The following is a 25,312-nucleotide window of genomic DNA, read 5'->3' as shown; positions in this document are numbered from 1 at the left end:
ACATAAATCGTTGTCTGAATTATTTTCATTCTAGTATATTATTTCTCAAATCGCAAAAAAGATGTTTATACTATAGGAAGGAGGTGCTTCCATTGAGTAAGCAAGAAAAGATACGATTAACGACTTTGTCCTCAAAAGGTGGCTGAGGATGCAAAATCGGTCCCGAGGACCTGGCGCAAGTGTTGCGTCAATTACCAGAAAGAGAACATGACCCAAACTTACTTGTTGGGATTGATACATCAGATGATGCTGGTGTTTATAAATTAACTGATGATATAGCGATAATCCAGACGGTAGATTTCTTTACACCAATCGTTGATGACCCATATCAATTCGGTCAAATTGCAGCTGCAAACTCTTTAAGTGATGTTTATGCAATGGGTGGAAAGCCGACAACTGTAATGAATATTCTAGGATTTCCAATTAAGTCATTAGGTCCAGATATTTTGGCTGAAATTCTTGTTGGTGCAGCAGATAAAGTGAAAGAATCAGGTGCCGTCATTGCTGGTGGTCATTCAATTGATGACAATGAACCGAAATTCGGTTTATCTGTGACTGGCCTAGTTCACCCTGATAAGATTTTCAAAAATGTAGGTGCGAAGCCTGGAGATGCACTTGTCCTTACCAAACCAATCGGGGTTGGAATTCAAACAACTGCAATCAAGAAACAAGCACTTTCAGATGAACAACTTCAACGCGTATCTGATGTGATGGCAGCGTTAAATAAGACTGCGGCAGAGTTGTTGGAAGACTTTAATCCAAATGCAGTTACTGACGTTACTGGCTTTGGATTGTTAGGTCATTCGTCTGAAATGGCTAAAGGAAGCAATGTTTCAATGCATGTTCACTTAGATGAAGTCCCTGTCCTAGAAGGAACAATGGAACTTGCAGAAAATGGTTTTGTTCCTGGTGGTACGAAAGCCAACCATCGATGGATAGCAGAAGATATTTATTATGATGGCCTTTCAGAGCTTGAACAATGGCTATTATGCGATGCCATTACATCGGGAGGATTATTGATCAGTATGCCTGTCGAAGAAGCTAAAGAATACGTTAAACGAATGAAAGAAAAGGGCGTTCAAGAAACCTCTATCATTGGAAGTGTAACCGAGAAGCAAGACTACTACCTATATGCGAAGAAATAATAAAACGAACTGACTAAATTTAGTCAGTTCGTTTTTATTCCTCATATATGTTATATAGCCATTCTTCAGAGACTTGATCTGGTGGTCCATCAAATATGAGTTTTCCATCTTTCAAAGCGATTACACGGGTCGCGTACTTCTTTGCTAAAGTTACGTCATGGACATTGATTAATGTAAGTAGTTGATGCTTCTCGTGGATACGCTTAATCAATTGGAATATCCGATTTGCTGTGCCTGGGTCCAAACTAGCTACAGGCTCATCCCCAAGAAAGACTTTCGGCTTCTGAAGTAATGCGCGAGCTATAGCAACTCTCTGCTTTTGCCCACCACTTAAGTGCTCTACTCTTTTATGAACGTGTGCTCCGAGCTCAACCGCTTCAATGGCACGCATCGCCTCAGATCTTTCTTCCTTTGAGAAATACCCAATCAAGTTCATCCAGTCGTTCCTTTTTCCGAATGTACCTGTTAATACATTTTGTAATACGGTTAGTCGAGGAATTAAGTTAAAGTGCTGAAAAATCATCCCCATTTTTGTCCTTACTTCCCTTAAGGACCTCTCCTTATATTCAGTAATGTCGTTGCCTTCAAAATAGACATGTCCACCTGTTGGTAATTGTAATCCATTCAAACAACGAATCATCGTTGATTTTCCTGCACCACTTTTTCCAAGGACACATACAAATTCCCCTGACGCCATCGATAAGGATAGATCTTTAATTGCAAAATGGTCCGACTCTGGGTATTGCACACTAATATTTTCTAGTTTTACGATTGATTCATTTTCCATCAGATCACCGTTTCTCTGATTTTACTACCTGTAAAGTCTACAAGAATAACCATAGCCATAATTAGTAATACATCGACAGCAACAGAGTCATATTGGAATGTTTTGAAATGATTGAACAATTGTTGTCCAATCCCTCCCCCTCCAATAAAACCGAGTATGAGCGATGTCCGAATGGCGACCTCAAACCTGTAAAAATAATGGGATAAAACATTAGGCCATATTTGCGGCAAAATCGCAAACAGGTGCGCAATCCAACGTCTAGCACCTACAGATTTCATCGCTTCCTGGGGGCCGACATCAGCAGCCTCAATTAATTCAGAAATTAATTTCCCTAGTACCCCTATATTATGAAGAATAATCGCAATAACAGCTGGGAAAGGTCCTAGTCCAAGAGCTGTTAATAAAATGAGTCCAAATACAATCTCAGGAACGGATCTTAGAAAGCTCAAACCGACTCGAAAAACGCCATAAAAAAAAGGAGAACGGCTCGTGTTCCGAGCCGCGAAAAATGCAAGTGGCAGAGCGAATACAAGTCCTAAAAAGCTACCAAGAAACGCCATTGCCATCGTATCTAGACTTTCAAGAATCATTTTCGGTAGTATTTCTGTATTTATCGGAAACCATCCTGATAAGAATTCAACCATGTTTCCAAAATCACGAAATTTAGATAAGTCAAATTCCATGGCCCTCATACTGACAAGGATAATGACTGTTAACAATAATGTTGTTATGATATGTCGGCGTTTAAACCATGCCATTTACTTCTACTCCTTAATGACACCTTGCTTGATCGCTGCTTTTTTAATGCTTTCGTAATCTTCATTGGATGCTTTTGTAAACCCAGATGCACCAAATGCATCAAGTATATCTTGATCTTCAATGTTGACGAAAATTTCTTGTAATTGCTTTTTCGTATCTTTGTCCATTTCTTTATTCACAGCCCAAGGATATTGGAAGAGTTTATCTGATTTCCATATCACTTTTAATTTACTTTCATCAATTTTTCCTGATTCTATTAGTTGATCGTAAATCGCACTGTCAATCGCTCCAGCATCTACTTGCTTATTTTGAACAGCCAAAGCAGTTGCATCATGAGAGCCCGTATAACGAACGGTTTTAAATTCATGGTTATCTTTATCAGTAAATACGTCTCGGTCTCCTAGCTCGATACTCGGTATTAATGAACCTGATGTTGAGTTCGGGTCACCAAATGCAAAGTTATACTCCTGACTGTCGTTTAGAAATTCTTCCAACGAACTAAACTTATTGTCTTTGTGCGTAATGATATAAGAGTGATAGAAAGGTTCTCCATCAACAAGTTGTGTAATAATTGCATCTGCTCCACTCTTATTATTAGCAATGACATACGTTAAGGGACCGAAGAATGCCATATCAATTTTTTTGAAGTTCATCGCTTCTACAACACCGTTGTAATCTGGATAAGTGTCGATCTTTACTTTTCGGTCCATTTTCTCCTCGAGTAAACCTTCTAACTTTTCCATTGCGCTTTGCATTTCACCTTCAGTTTGTGCAGGTATTACACCAATCGTTAATTCTTTCTTTTCTTTGCCTTCGCTTCCACTGTCTTTCGAATCTTCCTGTCCACCACATGCTGCAAGTATAACAAGCATCATGATCATAAGTGACAATACTTTCTTCATTCTTTTCACCTCATCATTTTTTCATATATTCGTTTATAATTCTCTATTTCAGTTTGGATCGAATAACACTGCTTAATGATTGCATGTCCATTAAGAACGATGCTTTCATTAAGTCTACTGTTTTCGATCAATTCAATGAAATGAGTTTCAAATGCATCTGTTTCTTGGAATAAAAAGCCGTTGTAACCTTGCTGGATAAGACTCTCATTTCCAGCATTCTGTCGAGCGATAACAGGTACTTGATGATACATCGCTTCCATTAACGCAATTGGTTGGCCTTCAGATTTAGAAGTGTTTAACACCACGTCAGCCCACTTATACATATCCACCATCTCTTCTAAAGGAATACTTCCACCATAATGAAACCAAGGATACTCTCCTTTGTATTTATGTACCTTATCTTCCACATGACTTTCGATCGCTTCACCAACAATCATTAACTGTAATGATGGATATTTGGTTCTTAGTGAGAGAAGCGCATCAAAGACATAAAATATATCTTTCACTTCTCTCAAACCTGCTGGTAACAATACCTTTGGATAGCCTTTAGGGAGTGGTTGTTCAAGTTTACGTACCTCTTGAGGAACATAAATGCTTTGCGGAATGATGTGGATCTTATCCGATGCACTTGGATATGTTGCTATTACTTTATGCGCCGCTTCTTTCGTAAATACCGAAATAGCGTTTGCATTTAATAATAGATTCCTCGAAATTGCATGAGTCATCTTTTCATTCACATCTGTTCCACCTGAAGTGACTAGATAAGGACGATTGATGTGAAAATTGCTTTTCTCCACCCAATTTGCAAAACGGTCAAAGTGGAGAATGTGATATAGATCGCAACTAGACATCCTTTCTTCCGCTTGTTCATCCCAATCATCTTCATTATAAGCAAAAACTTCAACCAAAAAGCCTTCTGCACGTAAGCCAGAAACGATTCTCTTCGCAGTTGTTGAGTTGCCGCGTTGACTTTTTAGATAAGGAGACCAAAATCCAACGTGTATTCGATCATTCCCTTTCAAGATATTGCTCAAGTTTATGATTCACCCACTTCCGCTGATCATTGACTCTTGACGTTACACTGAGTGCATCTAATTTCTCCAAAAAGAGAATGCAATATTTCCTTGAAAGATCTAATATCGCTTTCGCATCTTGAACATTGAATAAATCGCCATTTGTTTCTTCATATAATTTTTCAAGAGCTTGTTTAAATACATTCCAATGGATGAAAGTTCCATCCTCTAGGGTAATCGCATTGTTTGTTTCAATCAAGTATTTTTCTAATTCAGATTTATATTCAGCAGGAATTCCTTGCTGACTACACATCTCATCAAATCCTTCATGTTTAATACCAGACTTACTTAAGTGGCAAACAACATTTTGCATACGTTTCTCCCATTGCTTAGGGAAAGAAGGTTGGTGAGTCTGTAGCTTTAATGAAGGACCTATTTTCATGACAATTTCTTCATGGAGGCAATGACTGATCACATGTTCGACCAATAAGACCGGAAAAGATTGCTTCAACGACTGAAGCACCTCAGCTTTACCTGGTCCTAAACGCATTGAGTTCTGCTGATGGTATCTATCAAGATATGCAACGAGTTGTTCTTTGGCCGCAAGAATTACGGTTTTTAAGCTAACAGTATTAGCATTAAGATACACAACGTTATCGGTTTCAGTCATGGAATCGATTGTTTCTTTCGTCTCTTCTTCAGAGGCCCCAATTGATCCACTTATTTCGAGGATTGTTGCAGCTTTAACATCCCGAATTGTATCCGCAATCCGCTCTTCCATCGTGCCTTCCATCTTTTGCTGAAGCATTTTAATGGTTCCTTTGCCAAACTTATACTTTTCACCCTGTGGATCAAGTATCCATCCACCACCAATCGTTTCAACTGGTGAAGGTCTCCTAATGATGAAACGGTCCTCTCTTAATACAGCTACTGGTTCATCAAGTCTAATTTGACATAATATGTTTTCCAGATTTCCCTCACTTAACTCGTTCCGGTCAAAATAAACAATTGTCCCCATTATTTCAGACGTTCCAGTATGAAACTTAATTCGTGAGCGTTGCTTCAATAAATATCCTAAATCACCTTTAACCTGCAGAACAATGTCGATGGTTTTAGTCGGAATTAATGAAGGATTTGTAGACAGTATATTCCCTCGCTGGATCTCATTTGATGAAATTCCACCTAGGTTAATGGCGGCTCTTTGTCCTGCGTATGCAGAATCTACAATTTCCTTATGAACTTGCAGTTGGCGGACACGGACCGAGTGTTTACTTGGCAATAGAAACAGTTCTTCACCTGAATGAACCGTTCCTTCGAAAATCGTCCCTCTCACAATCGCACCTTTACCTTTCAACGTAAAAGCTTGATCAATCGGCATTCTGAATTTCTGCACGGAATCTCTTTGTTTAACATTTGGTAACCGGTTTATAATTCCTTCTTTCAGTGTATCTATGCCTTCACCAGACAAACTATCAATAAAGTACATAGGAGCTTCACTAAAGGTCGTCCCGGAAAACTCATCCCTAATGTCGCTTTCCACAAGTTCCAGCATTTCCTCATCTACCCGATTGCATTTTGTAACAGCGATTACTGCGTTCTTAACGCCTAAGTAACTTAGGATGAGCGCATGTTCTCTTGTTTGCGGCATGACTCCCTCGTCAGCTGCCACTACTAAAATGACAAAATCGATTCCTGCTACCCCTGCGATCATTTGCCTAATAAACTTTTCGTGTCCCGGAACATCGATAATTGAGACTTGATATCCACCCCCAATATCAAATGGGGCATACCCTAACTCAATTGATATTTTCCGTTCTCTTTCTTCTTTTAAGCGGTCCGTATCAATATTCGTCAAAGCCTTCGTTAGAGTCGTCTTACCGTGGTCGATATGTCCTGCCATACCAATTGTAAAAAATGAATCAGACATGCGTTTCACCTACCGTTGTTTCGTTCTCTCTATACTTTATCTAATTAGAAGCTTTATAAACAGCAATCAGTCTTGAACTTATCATTTTTGCCTTTCAATCTCTTTGCTACCTTTTCTCTTTTCAATGTATCGGTATATCGTCGCTCTACTGAGTCCTGTTTCTTGTACAATCTCTTTCATCGTAAACTCTTCTGTATGATACATTTCAAATGCTTTTTCTTTCATTTGTAAATCTGCTTCAGTTCTTCCTAGCTTTATTCCTTTTTCTCTCGCATTCTCTATACCTAACTTAATTCTCTCACTATGTAGTTCACGTTCAAATTCTGAAAATATCTCAATCCAATTGAAGACTGCATCATCCGAATCTTTAGAGGTATCAATATTTTGTGTTAAAGAAATAAAGTGGATGCCACGCTCTCTTAATTCCTCAGTAGTCTGTTGCAAATCCTGGATGCTACGCGCAAACCGATCCAATTTAATGACAATGACGACATCACCTTCTCTGGCATAATTCAGCAATGCTTTCAAACCTTCTCTTTGATTCATTTTACTTGACCTATCGTCAGTGAAGATTTTGTCACAACCATAATCTTTTAAAACTGTCACCTGTTCTTCAAGTGCATCGTTTCCAGTTGCTACTCGTGCGTAACCAAGTTTCGCCAAACAAGCCGACCCCTTCCATACACTTTGTTACCTCTATCATATACTAAAACACACGTGTTTCAAAACTATATCTCATGCGTTTGTGTGATACATATTTATGAGACGTTCGTTAGATTATGGGTCTTTGTGCCTATCTATTGTCTCTTTATTAAATGATTAAGATACATTTTTTAAAAGGGTGGATAAGTGCTTGTGAACGGGGATAACTTTGTATCACGATTGTAACATTAGGGATTGTCTCAAAATATTGTGTATTAGATACTGGAGAAATACCGTGGAAAAGTCAATCTAATTGTGGATAAATATTCTAGTAACCATTTGGATTGAATTTTTGACTCTTTTCGCTATGTTATTGAGATGACAGACAAAACGGTGGATAACTCTACTAACTGGGGATAACATCATTTCAATTATATTACAACGTCAATTTTCGACATACTCTAACACTTTACTATAAATCGACCATTTCATCAATCGAAAATCAAAAAAATTCTATCGTCTAGATCACGTTCATCTAGATAATAGAATTCTGAGTAAATATTTATACTCCAAGAGACAGGTGCCCCTTTTGATGGCGTTATCTTTTTAAGGGTATTGATTCTCATCGCAGCGATTTATTCCATACTCAAGAGCATCTTGTTGTGTTCCGATAGATATGCTGAGCCACAACCCTTTTGTTTTGTGAATTTTGACGAAACACGCAAAATGATGACTATAGTCCTCAACAAAATATGACATCAAAAACCTTTTAGTTGAATTTTTGTCGAAACGTTACTATAATTAAATTCTATTCAAAATATGGGGCTGGCTGCGGTTCTGGTGTCCGCCTAGGTCTTCAAAACCTCTTGGGAGGCGCGTGCCGTCTCCGGTGGGTTCGATTCCCACACAGTCCCGCCAATATTTGAACACTATTATATCGATTGTCCCTACACGCTCCCCTCCCCTACTTATTTCTTACTTTCAAATGCACCTTTAAATTGCTTTAATTGATCTTGATCAGATTTTTTAATTGCCATTTTTATCATAGGTGAAAGTATTTTCATTAAACCGTTTGCCTTACACTTCGCAACAAGTGTCATTTCAGTAAAGTCATCTCCATTAGAAAATGCATAAGTATAATCGGCTTGGAATCCCCCTTGAATCGATGTTAATGTTACTAGCTTCATAGGGTCCAATTTAGTAATGGTAGTCGTTTGTTTCTTTCCTCGTGCATCAAAGGAATATACAGTACCCTCTTCCGTAATCCCTTTCGTTTCCTTCTCCATTTTATGTATTCCGTTCATCCAAACAGGTGCATTTTGTTCAAGCTGAATGAAATATCCCCAAACCTCATCAACTTTCGCGTCTATTTTAACCCTGTCCGTAAAGATTTCATTCATTTCACCAATCCACCCCTTATCTAGTTAATAGTTTCATTATATGTCTTCTAAGAAGAAAAGGCATTCCTAATAGAAAAAGTTTTTCTGATTAGGAATGCTATTGTATATCTATTTAAATTCTAAATCATTTTTAGGCGTTAAATCCATTTATTCCGTTATATAACCTCCTCATAATCTCTCTCATATTGTCCATGAACTGTTCATTTGTCACCGACAACGATACGATATTGCGACAATCAATGATGGTAGTGATTTCCTCTTCGAAAACTTCCTCAGTAAATGTTACACAGCACGAGTCAAGATCGAAGCAGAGAAATCTTCCTTTTATTGAGGATTTAAGCCCGCCTGCAGTGGTCCTGACAAACACTGGTGTACCTGGCTCCAGTTTTTTTAGTTGATCACATACACAGTTATTGCAGTTGTTCTTCCCTTTATCACAAGAATCTCCCCTTAACAAACTCATTCTCATTCCTCCTTATACGTTGTTATTCATATATTATGTAATTAAAACTAATTTGAAAGGGACAGAAACCATGACATAACAAAAAAGACTTGCGCAATAGATTGCACAAGTCTCTTCCTAGGGGACAATTACTTTTTTATGAAATTATACGGTTTTCGGTGTTAGGTCGTAACAACGATTGTAGATCCACTTGTAGCTTTCTTCATTCAGCTTTCGTGGATTCCCTATTGTTTGCGGATCCTTCATCGCTTCTTTAGCGAGGCGTGGGATCATGTCAGCGGGAACGCCTTGTTCTTCAAGCGTTGGAATCTCCATTTCTTCCACAAGCTTATATACTTCGTTTACTGCGGCTTTCGCTGCTTCGTTTTCTGTCATGCCATGCGTATTAACGTCCATTGCTTTTGCGATCCGTGCGAACTTTGCAGGGTTCCCTTTCCAGTTGAATTCCATAACTGGACCAAGCATCGCTGCCACACATTGACCGTGTGCGACAGGTTCAATACCACCAAGCGTTTGAGCCATCGCGTGTGCTGCACCAGCTGATTCACTTCCGTATGATAGACCCGCTAGCATGGCTGCTTGAGCCATTCCATAACGCGCTTCAACGTCTTCTGGGTTTGCATAAGCTCGACGGATATAGGATGCAACATATTCGATAGATAGAAGTGCAACTGCATCTGTAACAGGTTGCGCAAAGTGCATTGTATAGCACTCGATTGCATGTGAAAGTGCATCTACACCTGTCATTGCCGTTACATGCGGAGGCATTGAGATGTGCAACTCAGGATCAATGATCGTTAGATGCGCTGCAATTAAAGGTCCACCCGTGTTGAACTTGAATTCACGATCCTCGTCCGTTATCACTGCCCATTGTGTAACTTCAGAACCAGTACCAGCAGTAGTCGGTATAGTCGTAAGCGGCGGGATTCGATTAGATAAAGGTTTCTTGCCTTCCGCTGCTTCATACTCAAGTACAGATTCACCGTGAACTGCTTCAACACCGATTGCTTTTGCGGTATCCATAGAGCTTCCGCCACCAACTGCTACTAGTCCGTCACAGCCTTCTTCAATAAATACGTTTGATCCTTCGTTAACAACACGCACCGGTGGGTTTGGTTCTACCTTATTGAAAACCTCGATTTCTATATCAGCAGCTTCTAGAGCGTCAGTTACGGGCTTTGTTACACCAGCCGCATAAATACCAGGGTCTGTTACGAGAAGCACTTTCGTTACGCCTAGGTTTTTGACTTCTTGCCCTGCATGATTGATTGCGCCAATACCGTGCTTAATCACCGTCGGGATTTCGAATGTGTGGAAGTTATTCATGTGTTCGATGTTCATGTTTAGTGCCATTATTGTATTCCTCCTCTATTGTATAAAAAGTGAATGACGTATTACACACTTACCCTTTAAACCAGTTCACCGGCTCTGGTGTGTGATTTTCAAAAATATGTTTCACTTCTGTATATTCTTCAAGACCTTGTTTACCTAGCTCACGACCGATTCCAGATTGCTTATATCCTCCCCAAGGGGCTTGAGCGAAGTATGGGTGGAAGTCATTAATCCATACTGTTCCTAATCGAAGTTTGTTCGCTACTCGTTCTGCCTTTCTCGAATCTGTTGTAAATACAGCTCCAGCAAGACCATAGGTTGTACTATTTGCTCGTTTGACAACTTCATTTTCAGACTTAAACCTTTCGACCGTAAGTACAGGTCCGAAAATTTCTTCTTGAACAATCCTCATATCGTTTTCACACTCAGTGAAAATAGTCGGTAAATAGAAAAAACCACTTGCTAATTCCGGATCTTCAGGACGCTTACCCCCAATGACAAGCTTTGCCCCTTCATCCTTACCTATCTCGACATATTCCTCAACTTTAGATCTGTGTTCTTTTGAAATAAGAGGTCCAGATTCTGTTTTTTCATCGAATCCGTTGCCTAATCTGATCTTTCCGGCACGTTCGACAAGTGCGTCTACGAATTGATCATGAATAGAATCTTCTACTAATAGACGAGAACCTGCTGAACAAACTTGACCTGCGTGGAAATAAACGGCATTTAATGCTTGATCTACTGCCGTTTCAAAGTCTGCATCGGCAAATACAATGTTTGGATTTTTTCCACCTAATTCAAATGCAATTTTCTTCATGTTACCTGTTGCAGCGTTCATGATCTTTCGTCCCGTCTCGATTCCACCTGTAAAAGATACGAGATCAACATCATGGTTTTCAGCCATTTCTTGTCCTACTGTCGTACCAGCACCTAATACGAGATTCACAACTCCGTTAGGGAAACCGACTTCTTCAAGAATTTCAGTAATTTTTATCGTAGTAAGTGGTGTAATCTCACTCGGCTTGATTACAATTGTATTTCCTGCTGCTAGGGCAGGAGCGATTTTCCACGAAGCTTGAAGTAACGGATAATTCCATGGCGAAATTTGAGAACAGACACCAACAGGCTCTCTGACTACTTTACTTGTTGAGTTTGGAATCGGAGACTCAATCATTTCACCTCCGTCTTTGTCAGCTAAACCGGCAAAGTAACGGAAGACTCCTGTTATGTCATCCATATCTGCAATACTTTCAGTCAGCGTCTTGCCTGTATCTAAACTTTCCAATCTAGCAAGCTCATCTTTTTGTTGCTGAATCTTTTCGGCAACTTTGAAGAGTTTATACCCACGCTCATTTGCTGGGGTATTTGTCCACTCCCCTTCATCAAACGCGTTACGCGCAGCTTCAATTGCCATATGAGCATCACTTTTGTCACCTTCAGTGACAATTGCAATTACATCTTGATTAAATGGATTGATGATTTCTCTTGCTTCACCAGATACGGAATCGATCCATTTTCCGTTGATGAACATTTGTTGGCGTTTCATCGAATCCCTCCTCGTTAATTTTGTTAAATTTTTATTTAACGTTTTGAACATTTTTTATGCTAACAAAGATTATTTTTTCATGCAAACGGATATCCTTTTATTTAAATAAAGAATTCGTTATTCATTACGACATATACGATTGGATGGTTGACTAGGTTTATGTAATGATCATTTGACTTTAAATATGAGACATGTATCATTAAGTATGTAAAATTTATTCTTAACGTATTTAACACTAAATTACTATATTTAATACGAAGGGTGTTTTCAAATAGTGGACAAACAAAAACAATTAGAAGCATTAGAGCAAGCACAGAACAATGTAGTACGTTCAATTGCAGAGACGATGGACCTTTATGGGGTGACCCCCTCAGTAGGAAAGTTATATGGAACGATGTATTTCCACAAAGATTCTATGTCCCTAGATGAGATGAAGGATGAACTTGGAATGAGTAAGCCAAGTATGAGTACAGCAGTCAAGGCACTACAAGAAATTGACGTAATGAAAAAGACTTGGCAAAAAGGTTCGAGGAGAGATCAATTCGTCTCCGAGAAGGACTTCTTTAATCTTTTTATTCAGTACTTTTGCAAGATGTGGGAACGAGAAGTTAAGATCAACCTCGAGGCAATTAATCGAACTCGCTCTGAACTTGAGGATCTTATTTCACAACCAGATTTAGATGAGGAAGTAAAAGAAAAAATAGACTTCAGTTTTTCATTATTACATGATTCTGAAAAGTATTATCATTGGTTATCAGATTTAGTCCAATCTTTTCGTTCAGGTGAAATTTTCAATTTAGTTCCTATCCCTGAAAAGGATCAAACATGAGGGTATTAGAGTTGACTGCGCATAGGAGATTTAACGTAAATTGTAATTAAGCTGACATCAGTATATATATGCTGATGTCAGCTTAATTTTAAATGCAAGAGTACAATATTATGCTTGTATTTGTTTACATAATATAATTATGGTTATTTTAAATTTAATGAGACTCATGATCAGACTTGATTTACAATTTTAACAGCTAGTATAATGATGTAAGTAAGCAAAAGACAGACTGAGGTGGCATTATGTTGGAAGGTTGGTTTGGATGGTTTATCGTCCTATGGACACTCTTCTTGATTTCTATGTTCGCGATTGGCGGATTTTTCATGTTTCGTAAATTTTTGAAACGTATGCCGAAGGAAGATGGCATGTCCATACTAGATTGGCAAGACCATTATATAAAAGAAACGAGGCATTTATGGTCTCCAGAACAATCTGCTCTTCTGGAAGAGCTAGTGGAACCTGTTCCAGAATTGTTTAGAGATGTCGCCCGTGATAAAATTGCAGGTAAAATCGGTGAACTAGCTGTACAGGAAAAGAGACATACAATTGATCAAGATTTGATTATTAGAGGTTACATTATCGCTACTCCAAAGCGGGATCACAAATTTCTAATTAAGAAATTAAATCAAAAAAATATTGATTTGGACCCATATGAAGAGCTTTTAGGATAATTTTTTCATGTACAAACAAAGGGGCTGTCATAAGGTCAGTGTTTACTGACTTTCTGGACAGCCCCTTTTTTTATGATTCAGGTATCATCTGTAATCTCTTAAACTTAAAATACATTGCGATACGCCATGGCGCAATCATTCCAAATGCTAAGATGAAAAACAAACCACTTGTTTCTTCAATAGAAATCTGTTGTCCCAGGAAGATTTTCAATACAATCCTAAACAATAATAAACCGATTAGTATAAAGGCGAATGCTTTTGATCTTTTTAAGTAAATGGCATCAGACTTTTGTTCAAAGGAGGATGTGCGTATGAGAAGTAAAGAGAAAATGGCCCCAACTGTAAAGGCTTCTAACGCTTCACTCCATTCAACTCTCGTAGGAGGATAAAGGAACATTAGAAACCCTGTTGACATAAATATCGGGGGCAAGATGATCTTCTTAGTAGTCGCTGGTTTTCGAGCTGCTCTCATTCTAATCATTAGAGCGATACTACCCATTATCATCGCCAAAATAGTACTACCTACCACCCACACTTTATTTACTTCCCTCTACAAAATCCTCATCACGATCTTCTGCAATAGTAAGGATGATTGTCATCGTCACACCAATTACCGTCAAATATACACCTAGGTCAAAAAACATGGCAGTAGCGAGTTCCGTCTTGCCTAATAGTGGGAGGTGGAAATATCCGAATGTATGACTGAGAAAGGGTTGATTGAAGAAGAATGAGCCAATCCCTGTCAGAAAAGCAACCATTAATCCCACACCAATAAAGTACCTGAAATTAACTTTCAATACTTTATTCATCGTCTTTAACCCAAACGATATGTACAATAGGATGAATGCACCTGCCGCCATCAACCCTCCAATGAATCCGCCACCAGGAGCGTTATGACCAGAGAGGAATAAATTGACAGAAAACGCTAGTATGACGAATACGATAATCGCTGATGTCGTCTTTAAAATAATGTCATTAGATTGCATCGTCTCGTTTCCTTTCTAGCAATATGTATTTGTTATCCATTGTAAACGATATAACAAATGTTTAGTACAGGTCAAATATTATGGAAGAGTATTTTGTTAGCCTTCCCCTAATGACCATATCATTATTAAAATCCGTAGAATCCGTTAAAGAAACGGTTGGATAAAAAGGAGGTCAAATTGGACATCCAGTCAAAGTAAAGAAATACGCCCATGAAGATCATGAGGTAGCCACCGACTAACATGACTTTACGACTGTACTTCTTGATCCAAGTCATCCGACCAATGAAAAAGGACATAATGAAAAAAGGTATTGAAAACCCAATTACATAAGCTAGCATATAAAACATCGCTTTACCTGGATTAGTTGCACCCATGTAAATAACAGCACCAAGAATGGGTCCTGTACACGGAGTCCACCCTGCAGCAAACCCCATTCCAATCGCTGATGAACCGAGATAGCCTGTCGGTCGTTTGCGGAATTTGAACTTTCTTTCTTTCATTAGAAACTCTGGCTTAAACACGCCTAACAATACAAGTCCAAATACAACGATCAATATCGCGCCTATTTCCCTAATTAAGTCTTGATACGTAATAAAAAACATGCCGAACCAAGACGTGCTTAGTCCGAGTACGATAAAGATGACGGAAAATCCTAGCAAAAAGAATGTTGTGTGTAAAAGAGCTCTCTTTCTTAGTATGCCTTTCTCCTCTTTTAATTCATGCACAGACATTCCCGTTATATACGATAGGAACGCAGGATAAAGCGGTAAACAACATGGTGAGATAAATGATAAGAATCCTGCTCCGAAAGCAAGTAATAAATTTACATCTGGTGCCAAATGCTACAACTCCCCTATCTTCACTCTTTCTCTTATCAGTTTACTTCTTCGTATTAACTGGTTCAACTGGAACACCTAAGTATTCCTCAAGTGTCATATTTTGTTCATGAATTCGCTCTGCATGTTTCTTCCCAACATATCTCAAATGCCAAGGCTCATATTGATACCCGGTAATCTCTTCCTTCCCTTCGGGATATCGGATGATGAAACCAAATTGATGGGCGTTCTCTTCTAACCATATTCCAGTTTTGGTGTCCCCTAATGCTTGAGTCAAATCAAAATTGACTTCAGGTGAAGTAACATCCATCGTTAAGCCGCTCTGGTGTTCACTTTGTCCGGGGCGGGCACTATACTTATTTGCTTCTTCTTCCCCGTCTTCTTGAACATTTGAAGCAAAAATCGCTGCTTGGCGGTCATATGATCTGTAACCTGATTGAGCAAATAAAGGAATCCCATCCCTTTCAGCTTGTGCAAACATTTCTTCAAGCGGAGAAGCAGCGATTTTCCGCATTTTCTTTTTAGGACTGTCTTCTTCAAAAGGGAACGGTACATTCGGAATCACTAGATCCTCTGGTATGTAATCTGAAGGCAAGTTCCGCTCTTTATTCACTAAAACGAGTGTATCATTCATGTTTGTGACAACCTTCGTTCCATCACCCATAACCGTTACCGTTTCTTCAAGAGAAGGCAGGTCTGCTTCTTCATTAGTAGGTTCCTTTGGCTCTTCTGGTGAATCAGTTTGTTCTGTGTCTTGTTGCTGATTATCTTTTTGATTCTGACTGTCCTCATGTGATTGATCGTCCGTATTTTGTTGATCCTCTTTTTCAAACGGGTTCGGAATGGACGAGCATCCTCCCAGTATTAAAGTTAAGCTTGTTAGACCTACTAAGGCCATATGTAATTTCATGATTCCACACCTTTACATTTATATCGATTTCTTTCTTATCAATACAATTAAATTCAATAAGAATATGAGGCTTATTCCAGTTAACAATACTTTGCCGGCTATCGTCCATTGAAGTACCTGATTTACAGCAAACGCTTCTAGCAATATTGCGGGGATCTTACCAAGCGTACTAGCAATAACAAATGTCCACGTTGACACGATACCGATCGCTGAGAAAAAGGTAACGACACCTGAAGGCATGAAGGGCAAAAGTCTAAGCGTTAAGATGAATTGAAAAGCTATACGTCCTTGTAAGTTTATTAATTTCCCTACAGACCTATACTTTTGAAGCCACTTTCTAGAATGCTTCTTAAACCCTTTCCTATATAGAATGAATGCACACCATGCACCAATCGACTCTCCTAGAATGGATAGTATAGTCCCACCGAAAAATCCAAAAAAGTAGATGTTTGCTGCCGTTAAGAAATAACTAGGAAGTACACCAGAAATTGCAATGATGACATTTGCCACAATACTAATAAGTATCGCAAATTCAGGGAAATCTCGGAATAGTGCTACAATTGCTTCTCCCATTATTTATTAAGCCTCACATTCTAGAAGGTTCGTAATCGCATCAAGTTTTCAGTACATGTACCCTTCTTTGGTCGTCTGTAGTCACGTTTATTTATAATCTTGTAAGGATATCTTTAATATTTGATAAACCTGTATCTAAATCACTCAAATGAACTTCTAAAGCATCACGTTCATATTGGTTTGCGGTATATTCATATTTTGGATCGTAATAGAACTCTAATAGTAAACGAACTACCGTATGGTAATTACGGTTCTCTAATGCATGAGTAACTTCCTCATAAAGTTCTGGTGCTAGACGCTTACGCAAGTGCATTAATGCCTCACTAATTTGGTGATGATAGTGTAAAGGTTTATACGTGTTACAAATAGATTCAACACGCTTATTTAAAGGGTAATGTAAATAAATTCTTGTTCCTTCTTCTTTCCCTTGTAAGATCCATTCAGGTACGATGACTTTTCCAATACGTTTGCTTTCCGATTCTATCATATAATAATCAGTAGAGCCTATCTCTTGGAGTCGTAAATACAAAGATTGATCAAAGGATTTTTGAGAACGCCCTTGATTACCAATTTCGCCAAAAATTGAACCTCTATGTCCAGCCATTCTTTCTAAGTTTATAACTGGATAACCGTCTTCCTCTAGGATCTCTAATAAGTCTGTCTTTCGAGAGCCTGTTAACCCTTCTAAAATTACGAATTTCGTTGAATTCTTTGCAAAAGAAGCTAGTGTGGACACGATCAATTGACGATACGAACGAATTCCTCCATTTAGTTGAGCACATTCAAACCCCATTAACGACATAACCGTTGCAAAACTGTTACTCCTCATACCACCACGAGCACAATAGATTAGGAATGGTTTAGACTCACGAAGTTGTAATTGCTTTAATTCATGAACCATATTTACAAGTTTAGGTGAAACAATCGATAAACCTTGCATTTTCGCTTCATCTTTTCCTACTTGTTTATAGGTTGTGCCCACCTTGGCTCTTTCATCGTTGTTAAAGATCGGAATATTTTGAGCACCAATTACGTGAAATTCGTTAAATTCACCTGGCGAACGTACATCTATGACATGATAATCCGAAAATTGCACTGACTCAACTGAAACAACCTGTACCATTGTCATGTAATCAAATCCCTCTGTAACATATCATTTATCTTACATTATACTAGCTTTTCATATTATACTCTTTATAAACTCTTATACTATAAAAAACTACGCAAAAATCGAGTTCAATTAGAAAGGGTATGCTTTCCTTAAGTATAAAAAAAGCACTCAATCTGAGTGAGTGCTTGTCCACCATCTATTTCATTTGATTTTGCATTGCCTTCATCATTTGATTAATTTTCTTCTGTGATGGCTTTTGTCCCATTTGCATCATCATTACACGTAACATATTTTCGTTAATAGGTGGATTTTTCTTTAAATAACTCATCATATATTTGCGAGCGATAAAAAAGCCAATCGCCGCTCCAGCAAGCAAGGCGATCAAGCCCACAATTACTAACATCCAATCCATGCTTATATTTCTCCCTTCTGGTTGTCTAGAACTAGTGTACTATAAATTTGGATTCAAACTCAATATATCCATAAGAATTTTTCTTTTTTTGTCAAACATGCGGTATCTGTTTGGACTAAATATAATGAGCTTGTTTAATTGGACTTAACCAACCGATACTATTCCCTTCAATATTTATAGCGATGAATGTATTCTCTACATTTCTCAAGTGTTCAAAAAGAAGCGTTTCTGCCTCGAAATTTCCTGTTGAGATTAATGTTAATTTCCTCTCTTTTTTCTCTAAAATCACCATGCTATGTTCTGATGATAGCATTAACTTGCGACTTTCCTTCTTTAGGTTATATCTCATCCTGTATGAATCAATCTTTTTCAGTTCAAATTCAAAAACTACTTTCGGAATCACTTGAGTAATATAATGAAGCTGCTTATCAATTGTATGTATCAATGCCGGCACAGGCTGCACAGCTTCAACAAAGAAGTGATACAAAACTTGTTCTCTTCCATAATAATGATAAGCTACTTCTTTCTCCAACAAATAAATATCATATTTCCGCATCCATCCTCACTCCGATATACATTCTTATCCATTTAGTATATCGAACACACTATTAAAGTACTGTCAATATATGTAGTTTAAGGATGACTTCTTTTGTCGAATAAATCGAACAAGAAAGGAAAACGCACACTCGTCTGAAATATGAGTGTGCGTCAGCCTATTTTGCGATCTTATTTGTTTAATAATGCTTTAACGTTGGCTACGACATTTTCAACAGTAAATCCATATTCTTTCATTACCGTTTCACCAGGAGCTGATGCACCAAATCGATCAATACCTAGTACATCACCTTCGTCTCCTGTGTATTTGTGCCAACCGTGAGTAGCTCCCATTTCAATTGCAAGACGCTTCTTGACTGCTTTTGGTAGTACGCTTTCTTTATAATCTTGAGGCTGTTCCTCAAAACGATCCCATGAAGGCATACTAACAACTGAAGCGTTAATACCTTGCTTTGCAAGCTCTTCTTTTGCATTGACGGCAAGTGAAACCTCAGAGCCTGAAGCAAGTAACATTACATCAGCAGGTCCATGATCTACTGAAGAAACTACATAGGCACCTTTACGAACACCTTCTTCGCTTGTTCCCTCAAGAGTAGGTAACCCTTGGCGAGTCAACACAAGTGCTGTTGGTTTAGATTCGCTTTCCAAAGCGATTTTCCAAGCTGCTACTGTTTCCGTACCATCTGCAGGACGCATTATCCCTAAGTTAGGCATAGCACGTAAAGATGAAAGTTGCTCAACTGGTTCATGGGTTGGTCCGTCTTCACCTACCGCTATTGAATCGTGTGTAAGAACATACGTAACCGGTAATCCCATTAGTGCAGATAATCGCATTGCTGGGCGAAGATAGTCTGAGAACACGAAGAACGTTCCTCCATAAACCTTCAAGCCTCCATGAAGCTGCATACCGTTTAATGCAGCTGCCATTGCAAATTCTCGTACACCAAACCAAATGTTTCGACCGCTATAGTCGTTACGAGAAAACGTACCTTTGTCTTTCAACATCGTTTTGTTCGATCCAGCCAAGTCAGCAGATCCACCAAACAATTGAGGAACACTATTAGCGATTGCATTTAAAGTTTCCCCAGATGAAGCACGTGTCGCAAGCTTATCTTCTCCAGCTTTATATTGAGGAAGGGCTTGGTCCCAACCAGAAGGTAATTCACCTTTAATCGCACTCAATAATTGTGTTGCTAGTTCAGGGTAAGCTTCTTGGTATGACTTGAAAAGGTCATTCCATTTCTGTTCTTTTTCTGCACCAGCCTCTTTTAATACGTTGAAGTGATCTCGCACTTCATTTGGTACATGAAAGTCTCCTTCAAATGACCATTCATATGATTCTTTCGTCATTTTAACTTCATCAGAGCCTAGTGGTGCACCGTGAGAGGCTGACTTTCCTGATTTATTAGGAGATCCGTGGCCAATTACGGTTTTGACTTCAATCAATGTCGGACGTTCTGTATTCGCTTTTGCCTCAGCAATTGCTTTATCTAATGTATCCAAATCTGTTCCGTCTTCTACATATAGGACTTGCCATCCATATGCTTCAAAACGTTTTTGTACATCTTCAGAAAACGACATATGAAGATCTCCATCAAGAGAAATGTCATTAGAATCATACATGACAATTAAACGACCTAGGCGTAAATGAGCAGCTAATGATGCAGCTTCAGATGAAACACCTTCCATCAAGTCACCGTCACCACAAATGCTGTACGTATAATGATCGATAATGTTATAGTCGTCACGGTTATATGTAGCTGCAAGATGTCTTTCAGCCATTGCCATTCCAACAGACATTGCAACACCTTGTCCTAATGGACCTGTAGTCGCTTCTACTCCGGGAGTATCACCATACTCTGGGTGTCCAGGCGTTTTACTTTCCCATTGACGGAAATTTTGTAAATCCTCAAGAGATACATCATACCCGAAGAGATGCAAGAGGCTGTATAATAACATGGACCCATGCCCAGCAGAAAGTACGAACCGGTCACGGTTAAACCAATCAGGATTGGAAGGGTTATGACTCATATGCTTACTCCAAAGCTGATAAGCCATCGGAGCTGCACCCATCGGCATCCCCGGATGCCCAGAATTAGCTTTCTCTACACTATCAATTGATAATGTTCGAATTGTGTTTATTGATAATTGCTCAATTGAAGTTGACACGACGATCATCCTTTCTTTGTACACCCTTATTCTATCATTCCATAACCATGATATACCCTCATGTGAAAATTCACAAGGTACACATGAAATAGTCGAAAAATTAGGTCAATGCCTAAAGTGCTTATGATGTAGGTTGTTTATTGAGACAAATGAAAATCGCCTGACCAGTTATGGTACAGGCGATTCATATTATGCTATACTCGGTAAATTAATTGTAAATTGTTCATCTATATCATCGTAGTCCATTGACATTTTCTCAACAAACCATACTTCATGTGGTTTAACATAGAAATGAATACCATCAATTTCTTGCACATAGTCCTCTTCAGTAGGCTTACCCTTTTCTACACCTATGCAAAGCCCGGATTCACTCCCCGCGTATCTGCAAAATAGTTGCAAACCATCGCCTTGTTTTAATCCCAACTCATCTTTATACAGTTTTACGACAGGACTTGTGATTGAGAACATCAAATAAACCACTCCCCCATAGTTGTTATACAACAGTATAGCAGAGTTATCGACTGATGCAATACAAAGACAAGCCCGAAATGAAAAAAATATCATTTCGGGCTTGCACACTATTGTTTGCGTCTTTTTTCTTCCTTCAATTTTTCCGGGGTTACATCAGTTCCTTCAGGATCGACAACTTTAATCGATTTCAATTGGTTCTTAAATCCACCACGGAAGGCTTTTAAATATTCAGATCGCAACTTCTTCTGTTCTTCTTTTTCCTTTGGATTTAAACCCTCTCCTTTTGCTTTACGAGCGAGTTCGTTAATCCGATCTATTTTTTGTTGTGATAGCATATCGCCAAACTCCTTTAACAAGATTCATTTCCATAGTGTAACGTATTCTTATTGATATTTCTATTGTTTTGCTTCGTCTTCACGGAGTTTAAATTCCTGGTATCTTCGATGAACGGTAGCTTTTGAAATATCGTAATTTAATCCGTTAAGGGTTATAGAAATTTCACGAAAAGTAAGTCCAAGTTCTCTTAACCTGATGATTTCTTCGATAGGGACTTCTTTCCGATCACGACCACCTTCATTTATATTAGCTAGATTCTTTTCAGGGCGATATCCTTTGTCAACCGCTCTTCTCATGCCTCGTTTGATTTTCGCATTATGTAATTTCCGCTGGTAATCTTCCACTATACTGACAATTTCTAATACCATGGAATCCGCTTCAGTCAGTTGAATTTCTCCATTTTCACTAATAGAATAGCATTTCACTCCAAACTTTCTGAGCGTATGCAATATTGCTATTTTTGCGCTCCCTCTCCCTAATCGGGTCTCATCTTGGACAAGAAGAACATCAACTGACTTTTCCTTTGCAAGATCTAATACTTGTAGTATTCCATCCCGTTCAATATCATATCCGCTTCTCATTTCGCGAATAATCTCTACAACATTAAAATGAAATTGTTCTGCAAGTCCTCTCAGTTCTGATTCTTGTCTATCAATCGAAGAGGCTTGTGTTTCCTTCTCTGTGCTCACTCTACAATATATAACGGCGTTCATTTTTTACCCCTTCAATCTCATTTCTCTCTATTATTTAGAGGCAACTTGTATGATTTGGCGTTCCACCGGAATCTTTACAGTATCGCCAGGTTGTAGACTATCGGCTTGTACACCATTTGTACTTTCAACCCACTTTACAAACCCATCAGTAGTGTACGTATGATTTTCTTTATATTTAGTAGAAAGTCCCCATAATGTATCCCCTTGTTCGATCTTAACGTTCAAATATTCGATCTTACTATCAGAGTTCGCCTTCACCAATGAGTAACTTCCCATTACTGATACGATAATAATTAATACGATAACAAAAGACCAACCGCCTTGTCTTCTCATTTTCATTTTAATTCCCCCAATACGAATATTTGTTCTCATTTGCTAATATTATTGTAATAAGAACACTCGTTCTTGTCAACTGTTTTTCTCGAACTTATGTTTGTATGTTCGCCGAACACATGTTATACTTAATGCAACAATCGAGGAGAATTGAGGTGGACAGAATGAAATTATCACGACGACAGCAAGACATATTGAATTACATAAAGTTTGAAGTGAAGCATAAAGGTTATCCCCCTTCTGTCCGTGAAATCGGTGAGGCTGTCGGCCTTGCTTCAAGTTCAACGGTTCATGGGCACCTATCTCGTCTAGAAAAAAAAGGCCTGATTAGAAGGGACCCTACTAAACCGAGAGCGATTGAAGTCATTACAGATGATATGGATGCAACAATTCCAAAGAGCGAATCTATTAACGTACCTGTAATCGGTAAAGTAACGGCTGGTCAGCCTATTACTGCAATAGAGAACATAGAAGAATACTTCCCTCTACCAGATCATATGGTTGGAGATGAGAATGTATTCGCATTAGTTGTCCAGGGTGATAGTATGATAGAGGCTGGAATCTATGACGGCGACATGGTTATTGTTAAACAACAACAATCTGCAAACAACGGAGATATTGTCGTCGCAATGACTGAAGAGGACGAAGCAACTGTAAAGCGATTCTTTAAAGAAAAAGACTTTATTCGATTGCAGCCTGAAAATGCTTCTTTAGAACCGATTATACTCAATCATGTTTCGATACTAGGAAAAGTGATAGGCGTCTACCGAACCATCCATTAAACATCATTTTCAAAGCTACTGCTTATCGAGTAATCGGTAAGCTTTTTATTTTGAAAAATGAATTGATAACAAAAAGCCGAGCTCCGAAGGAAAAATAGATCCTTGGGTGCTCGGCTTTCGTTCTTACTATTTGGCTTTCTTTTGGTTGTTCTTGTACAAAGTTGTTGAAATGATCAACTAAAGGCAATAGCTATTAGAGATGAGCCTTCTATTAAAAGAATTTTCTTGGATTAATCGCATTGGATTTGTTGATATTCCATTGACCTTTATGAATTTCAAAATGTAAATGCTGTCCAGTCGATCTTCCTGTATTCCCCATAATTCCAATTCGCTGTCCCTTTTCAACAGTAGCACCGTTTCCAACGTTACGACTTCTTAAGTGTGCATATACCGTCGTATACGTTTGTCCATTGAGATAGTGGGCAATAAAGATAACATTTCCATAACTACTTGAGTAATAAGACTTAATTACTGTGCCAGATGCTGATGCAACGACCGGGACAGTCCCACCACTTGCGATATCTATACCTGGGTGATGACTTCCCCATCTTGGACCATACCCAGATGATATATATCCGCCAGATGGTTTGATGAACATACTACTTGAAACAACAGGTGATGAAACAGGCTTACTGCTACTACTATTGTTATTACTACTGCTACTACTTGAAGAACTGCTTTTAGATCCTTCAGCTTTTTTTGCAGCCTTTGCTTCAGCGGCGGCTTTTTCTGCTGCTGCCTTTCGAGCTGCTTCTTCTGCAGCTTTACGAGCCGCTTCCCTACGTGCTGCCTCTTCTTGTCGACGTTTCTCAGCTTCGAAAGCTGATTGTTGTTTTTGGAGCAGATCTGCTGAATCTTCTAACTTGCCTAGCTCCTCATGCATATGCTTTTCTTCTTCTTTTAAATCGCCTAATAATGCATTTTTGCGATCTACTTTTTGCTTCAAACTCGCCTTCAAGCTTTCTAGTTCTTTCTTCTGCTTGTTTAAGACTTCTAACTCGTTCTCAACCTTTAATTTCGTTTCTTCAAGTTTTTTCTTATCATCCTTATGTGCTTCAAGAATTTCTTTGTCTTGTTCAGCGATTTCATTTAATGCGAACACTCGATCCAAGAAGTCTCCAAAGCTTTGAGATCCTAGTAATACTTCTATGTATTGAACAGAACCGCCGTTTTCGTACATTGACGTTACGCGATCTTTTAACATTTTATCCCGCTCAGCAATTCTTTTTTCTAAAACGACAATTTCTGCTTTGAGCTTGTCAATTTCTTCTTTTGTTTTTAATATTTCTTTTTCTTTCTTATCAATATGATCTTCTGTTGTGGCCATTTGGAGATCAAGTTTTTTAATTTCAGCATCAATTAATGCTTGATTGTGCCTAATTTTATCAATTTCTTCTTTTGCCTTTTGTTGCTTAGATTTATTCTCTTCCCTTTTTTCTTTTACCTCATTAATCTTATCCTTTAATGATTCAGCGTGGGCTTCATACCCTCCTAAATAGCTAAGACTACCTAATAATAAACTGGTAGAAGCGACAACAGCAATGGCTTGTTTTTTCAACCTATTTCCCCCATTCGATACTTTCACACATTTTATTTTTTAAAATCTAAAGATTTATGTCAATTCTTGAATTAATATGTCTCTTTTATACTATACTAGAAAATTCGTGGTAAAAAAATAGTTAAATAGTACAAAGTATTTTTAGAACAAG

28 protein-coding genes and 1 tRNA gene are annotated in these 25,312 nt (G+C 38.5%); 5 read left to right on the top strand and 24 right to left on the bottom strand.

What is annotated here, in order from left to right; translation table 11 throughout:
- Positions 1–92: 92 nt before the first annotated feature.
- Positions 93–1,145 carry a selenide, water dikinase SelD gene (gene selD / locus L2716_RS05770; protein ID WP_268963951.1) on the top strand — a complete coding sequence of 351 codons (1,053 nt, stop codon included), beginning with the start codon at positions 93–95 and terminating at the stop codon, positions 1,143–1,145.
- A 34-nt stretch (positions 1,146–1,179) separates the two neighbouring features.
- On the opposite strand, the gene phnC is transcribed toward selD, so the two are convergent.
- The 6 genes from phnC to L2716_RS05740 all read right to left on the bottom strand — a co-directional run bounded on the left by phnC (position 1,180) and on the right by L2716_RS05740 (position 7,196).
- Positions 1,180–1,932 (bottom strand): phosphonate ABC transporter ATP-binding protein, encoded by a 753-nt coding sequence (gene phnC, locus L2716_RS05765; protein WP_268963950.1) that lies wholly within the window; start codon positions 1,930–1,932, stop codon positions 1,180–1,182.
- A complete protein-coding gene (gene phnE, locus L2716_RS05760; RefSeq protein ID WP_236332647.1) occupies positions 1,932–2,690 on the bottom strand; it encodes a phosphonate ABC transporter, permease protein PhnE in 759 nt (252 codons plus the stop codon). Before phnE ends, phnC begins: the two co-directional genes overlap by 1 nt.
- Before the next feature lie 6 nt (positions 2,691–2,696).
- A complete protein-coding gene (gene phnD / locus L2716_RS05755; RefSeq protein WP_236332645.1) occupies positions 2,697–3,593 on the bottom strand; it encodes a phosphate/phosphite/phosphonate ABC transporter substrate-binding protein in 897 nt (298 codons plus the stop codon).
- Between the two features lie 5 nt (positions 3,594–3,598).
- A complete protein-coding gene (locus tag L2716_RS05750) occupies positions 3,599–4,627 on the bottom strand; it encodes a glycosyltransferase (protein ID WP_236332643.1) in 1,029 nt (342 codons plus the stop codon).
- Positions 4,602–6,533: a selenocysteine-specific translation elongation factor gene (gene selB, locus L2716_RS05745; RefSeq protein ID WP_236332641.1), complete on the bottom strand. Its 1,932-nt coding sequence runs from the start codon at positions 6,531–6,533 to the stop codon at positions 4,602–4,604. Before selB ends, L2716_RS05750 begins: the two co-directional genes overlap by 26 nt.
- A gap of 81 nt (positions 6,534–6,614) precedes the next feature.
- Complete coding sequence (locus L2716_RS05740) at positions 6,615–7,196, bottom strand: recombinase family protein (protein ID WP_236332640.1); 582 nt, start codon at positions 7,194–7,196, stop codon at positions 6,615–6,617.
- Positions 7,197–7,996: 800 nt separating this feature from the next.
- Here L2716_RS05740 and L2716_RS05735 point away from each other — a divergent pair.
- A tRNA-Sec gene (locus L2716_RS05735) sits at positions 7,997–8,093 on the top strand.
- Positions 8,094–8,143: 50 nt separating this feature from the next.
- On the opposite strand, the gene L2716_RS05730 is transcribed toward L2716_RS05735, so the two are convergent.
- From L2716_RS05730 to betB, 4 genes are all read right to left on the bottom strand, one after another.
- Positions 8,144–8,575 (bottom strand): SRPBCC family protein, encoded by a 432-nt coding sequence (locus tag L2716_RS05730; protein ID WP_236332637.1) that lies wholly within the window; start codon positions 8,573–8,575, stop codon positions 8,144–8,146.
- Positions 8,576–8,705: 130 nt separating this feature from the next.
- Complete coding sequence (locus L2716_RS05725; protein ID WP_236332636.1) at positions 8,706–9,038, bottom strand: hypothetical protein; 333 nt, start codon at positions 9,036–9,038, stop codon at positions 8,706–8,708.
- 144 nt (positions 9,039–9,182) lie between these two features.
- Entirely contained in the window at positions 9,183–10,391 is a 1,209-nt protein-coding gene (gene gbsB, locus L2716_RS05720) for a choline dehydrogenase (RefSeq protein ID WP_236332634.1), read from the bottom strand.
- Between the two features lie 49 nt (positions 10,392–10,440).
- Positions 10,441–11,916: a betaine-aldehyde dehydrogenase gene (gene betB, locus L2716_RS05715; protein ID WP_236332632.1), complete on the bottom strand. Its 1,476-nt coding sequence runs from the start codon at positions 11,914–11,916 to the stop codon at positions 10,441–10,443.
- A 274-nt stretch (positions 11,917–12,190) separates the two neighbouring features.
- Here betB and cudC point away from each other — a divergent pair, with 274 nt between their 5' ends.
- Together cudC and L2716_RS05705 are read left to right on the top strand one after the other, a co-directional pair.
- Positions 12,191–12,745 (top strand): choline uptake/conversion transcriptional regulator CudC, encoded by a 555-nt coding sequence (gene cudC, locus L2716_RS05710; RefSeq protein ID WP_236332630.1) that lies wholly within the window; start codon positions 12,191–12,193, stop codon positions 12,743–12,745.
- Positions 12,746–12,987: 242 nt separating this feature from the next.
- The gene (locus L2716_RS05705; RefSeq protein ID WP_236332628.1) at positions 12,988–13,416 is read left to right on the top strand and encodes a DUF2621 domain-containing protein; all 429 of its coding nucleotides are present in this window, start codon (positions 12,988–12,990) and stop codon (positions 13,414–13,416) included.
- 70 nt (positions 13,417–13,486) lie between these two features.
- On the opposite strand, the gene L2716_RS05700 is transcribed toward L2716_RS05705, so the two are convergent.
- The 13 genes from L2716_RS05700 to yneA form a co-directional block, all read right to left on the bottom strand.
- Positions 13,487–13,951: a CcdC family protein gene (locus L2716_RS05700; protein WP_236332627.1), complete on the bottom strand. Its 465-nt coding sequence runs from the start codon at positions 13,949–13,951 to the stop codon at positions 13,487–13,489.
- Between the two features lies 1 nt (position 13,952).
- Positions 13,953–14,402 (bottom strand): Na(+)/H(+) antiporter subunit B, encoded by a 450-nt coding sequence (locus tag L2716_RS05695; RefSeq protein ID WP_236332625.1) that lies wholly within the window; start codon positions 14,400–14,402, stop codon positions 13,953–13,955.
- A 125-nt stretch (positions 14,403–14,527) separates the two neighbouring features.
- Positions 14,528–15,241, bottom strand: coding sequence for a cytochrome c biogenesis CcdA family protein (locus tag L2716_RS05690; protein WP_236332622.1), 714 nt, complete (start codon positions 15,239–15,241; stop codon positions 14,528–14,530).
- A 40-nt stretch (positions 15,242–15,281) separates the two neighbouring features.
- Positions 15,282–16,148 carry a M15 family metallopeptidase gene (locus tag L2716_RS05685; RefSeq protein WP_236332620.1) on the bottom strand — a complete coding sequence of 289 codons (867 nt, stop codon included), beginning with the start codon at positions 16,146–16,148 and terminating at the stop codon, positions 15,282–15,284.
- An 18-nt stretch (positions 16,149–16,166) separates the two neighbouring features.
- Positions 16,167–16,721, bottom strand: a complete 555-nt coding sequence (locus L2716_RS05680; protein ID WP_236332618.1) for a TVP38/TMEM64 family protein — start codon at positions 16,719–16,721, stop codon at positions 16,167–16,169.
- A gap of 91 nt (positions 16,722–16,812) precedes the next feature.
- Positions 16,813–17,850: a tRNA 2-selenouridine(34) synthase MnmH gene (gene mnmH / locus L2716_RS05675; protein ID WP_236332616.1), complete on the bottom strand. Its 1,038-nt coding sequence runs from the start codon at positions 17,848–17,850 to the stop codon at positions 16,813–16,815.
- A 178-nt stretch (positions 17,851–18,028) separates the two neighbouring features.
- Complete coding sequence (locus L2716_RS05670) at positions 18,029–18,244, bottom strand: YneF family protein (RefSeq protein WP_236332614.1); 216 nt, start codon at positions 18,242–18,244, stop codon at positions 18,029–18,031.
- Between the two features lie 115 nt (positions 18,245–18,359).
- A complete protein-coding gene (gene sirA, locus L2716_RS05665) occupies positions 18,360–18,800 on the bottom strand; it encodes a sporulation inhibitor of replication protein SirA (RefSeq protein WP_268963949.1) in 441 nt (146 codons plus the stop codon).
- Positions 18,801–18,970: 170 nt separating this feature from the next.
- Positions 18,971–20,977: a transketolase gene (tkt, locus tag L2716_RS05660; RefSeq protein WP_268963948.1), complete on the bottom strand. Its 2,007-nt coding sequence runs from the start codon at positions 20,975–20,977 to the stop codon at positions 18,971–18,973.
- 180 nt (positions 20,978–21,157) lie between these two features.
- On the bottom strand, positions 21,158–21,439 hold the full coding sequence (locus L2716_RS05655) for a HesB/YadR/YfhF family protein (RefSeq protein WP_236332610.1): 282 nt from the start codon (positions 21,437–21,439) through the stop codon (positions 21,158–21,160).
- Positions 21,440–21,546: 107 nt separating this feature from the next.
- Positions 21,547–21,774: a DUF896 domain-containing protein gene (locus L2716_RS05650; protein ID WP_236332608.1), complete on the bottom strand. Its 228-nt coding sequence runs from the start codon at positions 21,772–21,774 to the stop codon at positions 21,547–21,549.
- A gap of 60 nt (positions 21,775–21,834) precedes the next feature.
- Positions 21,835–22,488: a YneB family resolvase-like protein gene (locus tag L2716_RS05645; RefSeq protein ID WP_236332607.1), complete on the bottom strand. Its 654-nt coding sequence runs from the start codon at positions 22,486–22,488 to the stop codon at positions 21,835–21,837.
- A 30-nt stretch (positions 22,489–22,518) separates the two neighbouring features.
- Positions 22,519–22,827 (bottom strand): cell division suppressor protein YneA, encoded by a 309-nt coding sequence (gene yneA, locus L2716_RS05640; protein ID WP_236332605.1) that lies wholly within the window; start codon positions 22,825–22,827, stop codon positions 22,519–22,521.
- Between the two features lie 158 nt (positions 22,828–22,985).
- Here yneA and lexA point away from each other — a divergent pair, with 158 nt between their 5' ends.
- Complete coding sequence (gene lexA / locus L2716_RS05635) at positions 22,986–23,603, top strand: transcriptional repressor LexA (protein WP_236332603.1); 618 nt, start codon at positions 22,986–22,988, stop codon at positions 23,601–23,603.
- A 211-nt stretch (positions 23,604–23,814) separates the two neighbouring features.
- Here lexA and L2716_RS05630 read toward each other — a convergent pair whose 3' ends face one another.
- Positions 23,815–25,161, bottom strand: coding sequence for a murein hydrolase activator EnvC family protein (locus L2716_RS05630; RefSeq protein WP_236332601.1), 1,347 nt, complete (start codon positions 25,159–25,161; stop codon positions 23,815–23,817).
- Between the last annotated feature and the right edge of the window lie 151 nt (positions 25,162–25,312).

The organism is Pseudalkalibacillus berkeleyi, assembly GCF_021608225.1.
Classification (GTDB): domain Bacteria; phylum Bacillota; class Bacilli; order Bacillales; family Fictibacillaceae; genus Pseudalkalibacillus; species Pseudalkalibacillus berkeleyi.
The sequence above is the reverse complement of the archived record's forward strand: the minus strand, read 5'-3'. Positions and strand labels throughout refer to the sequence as shown.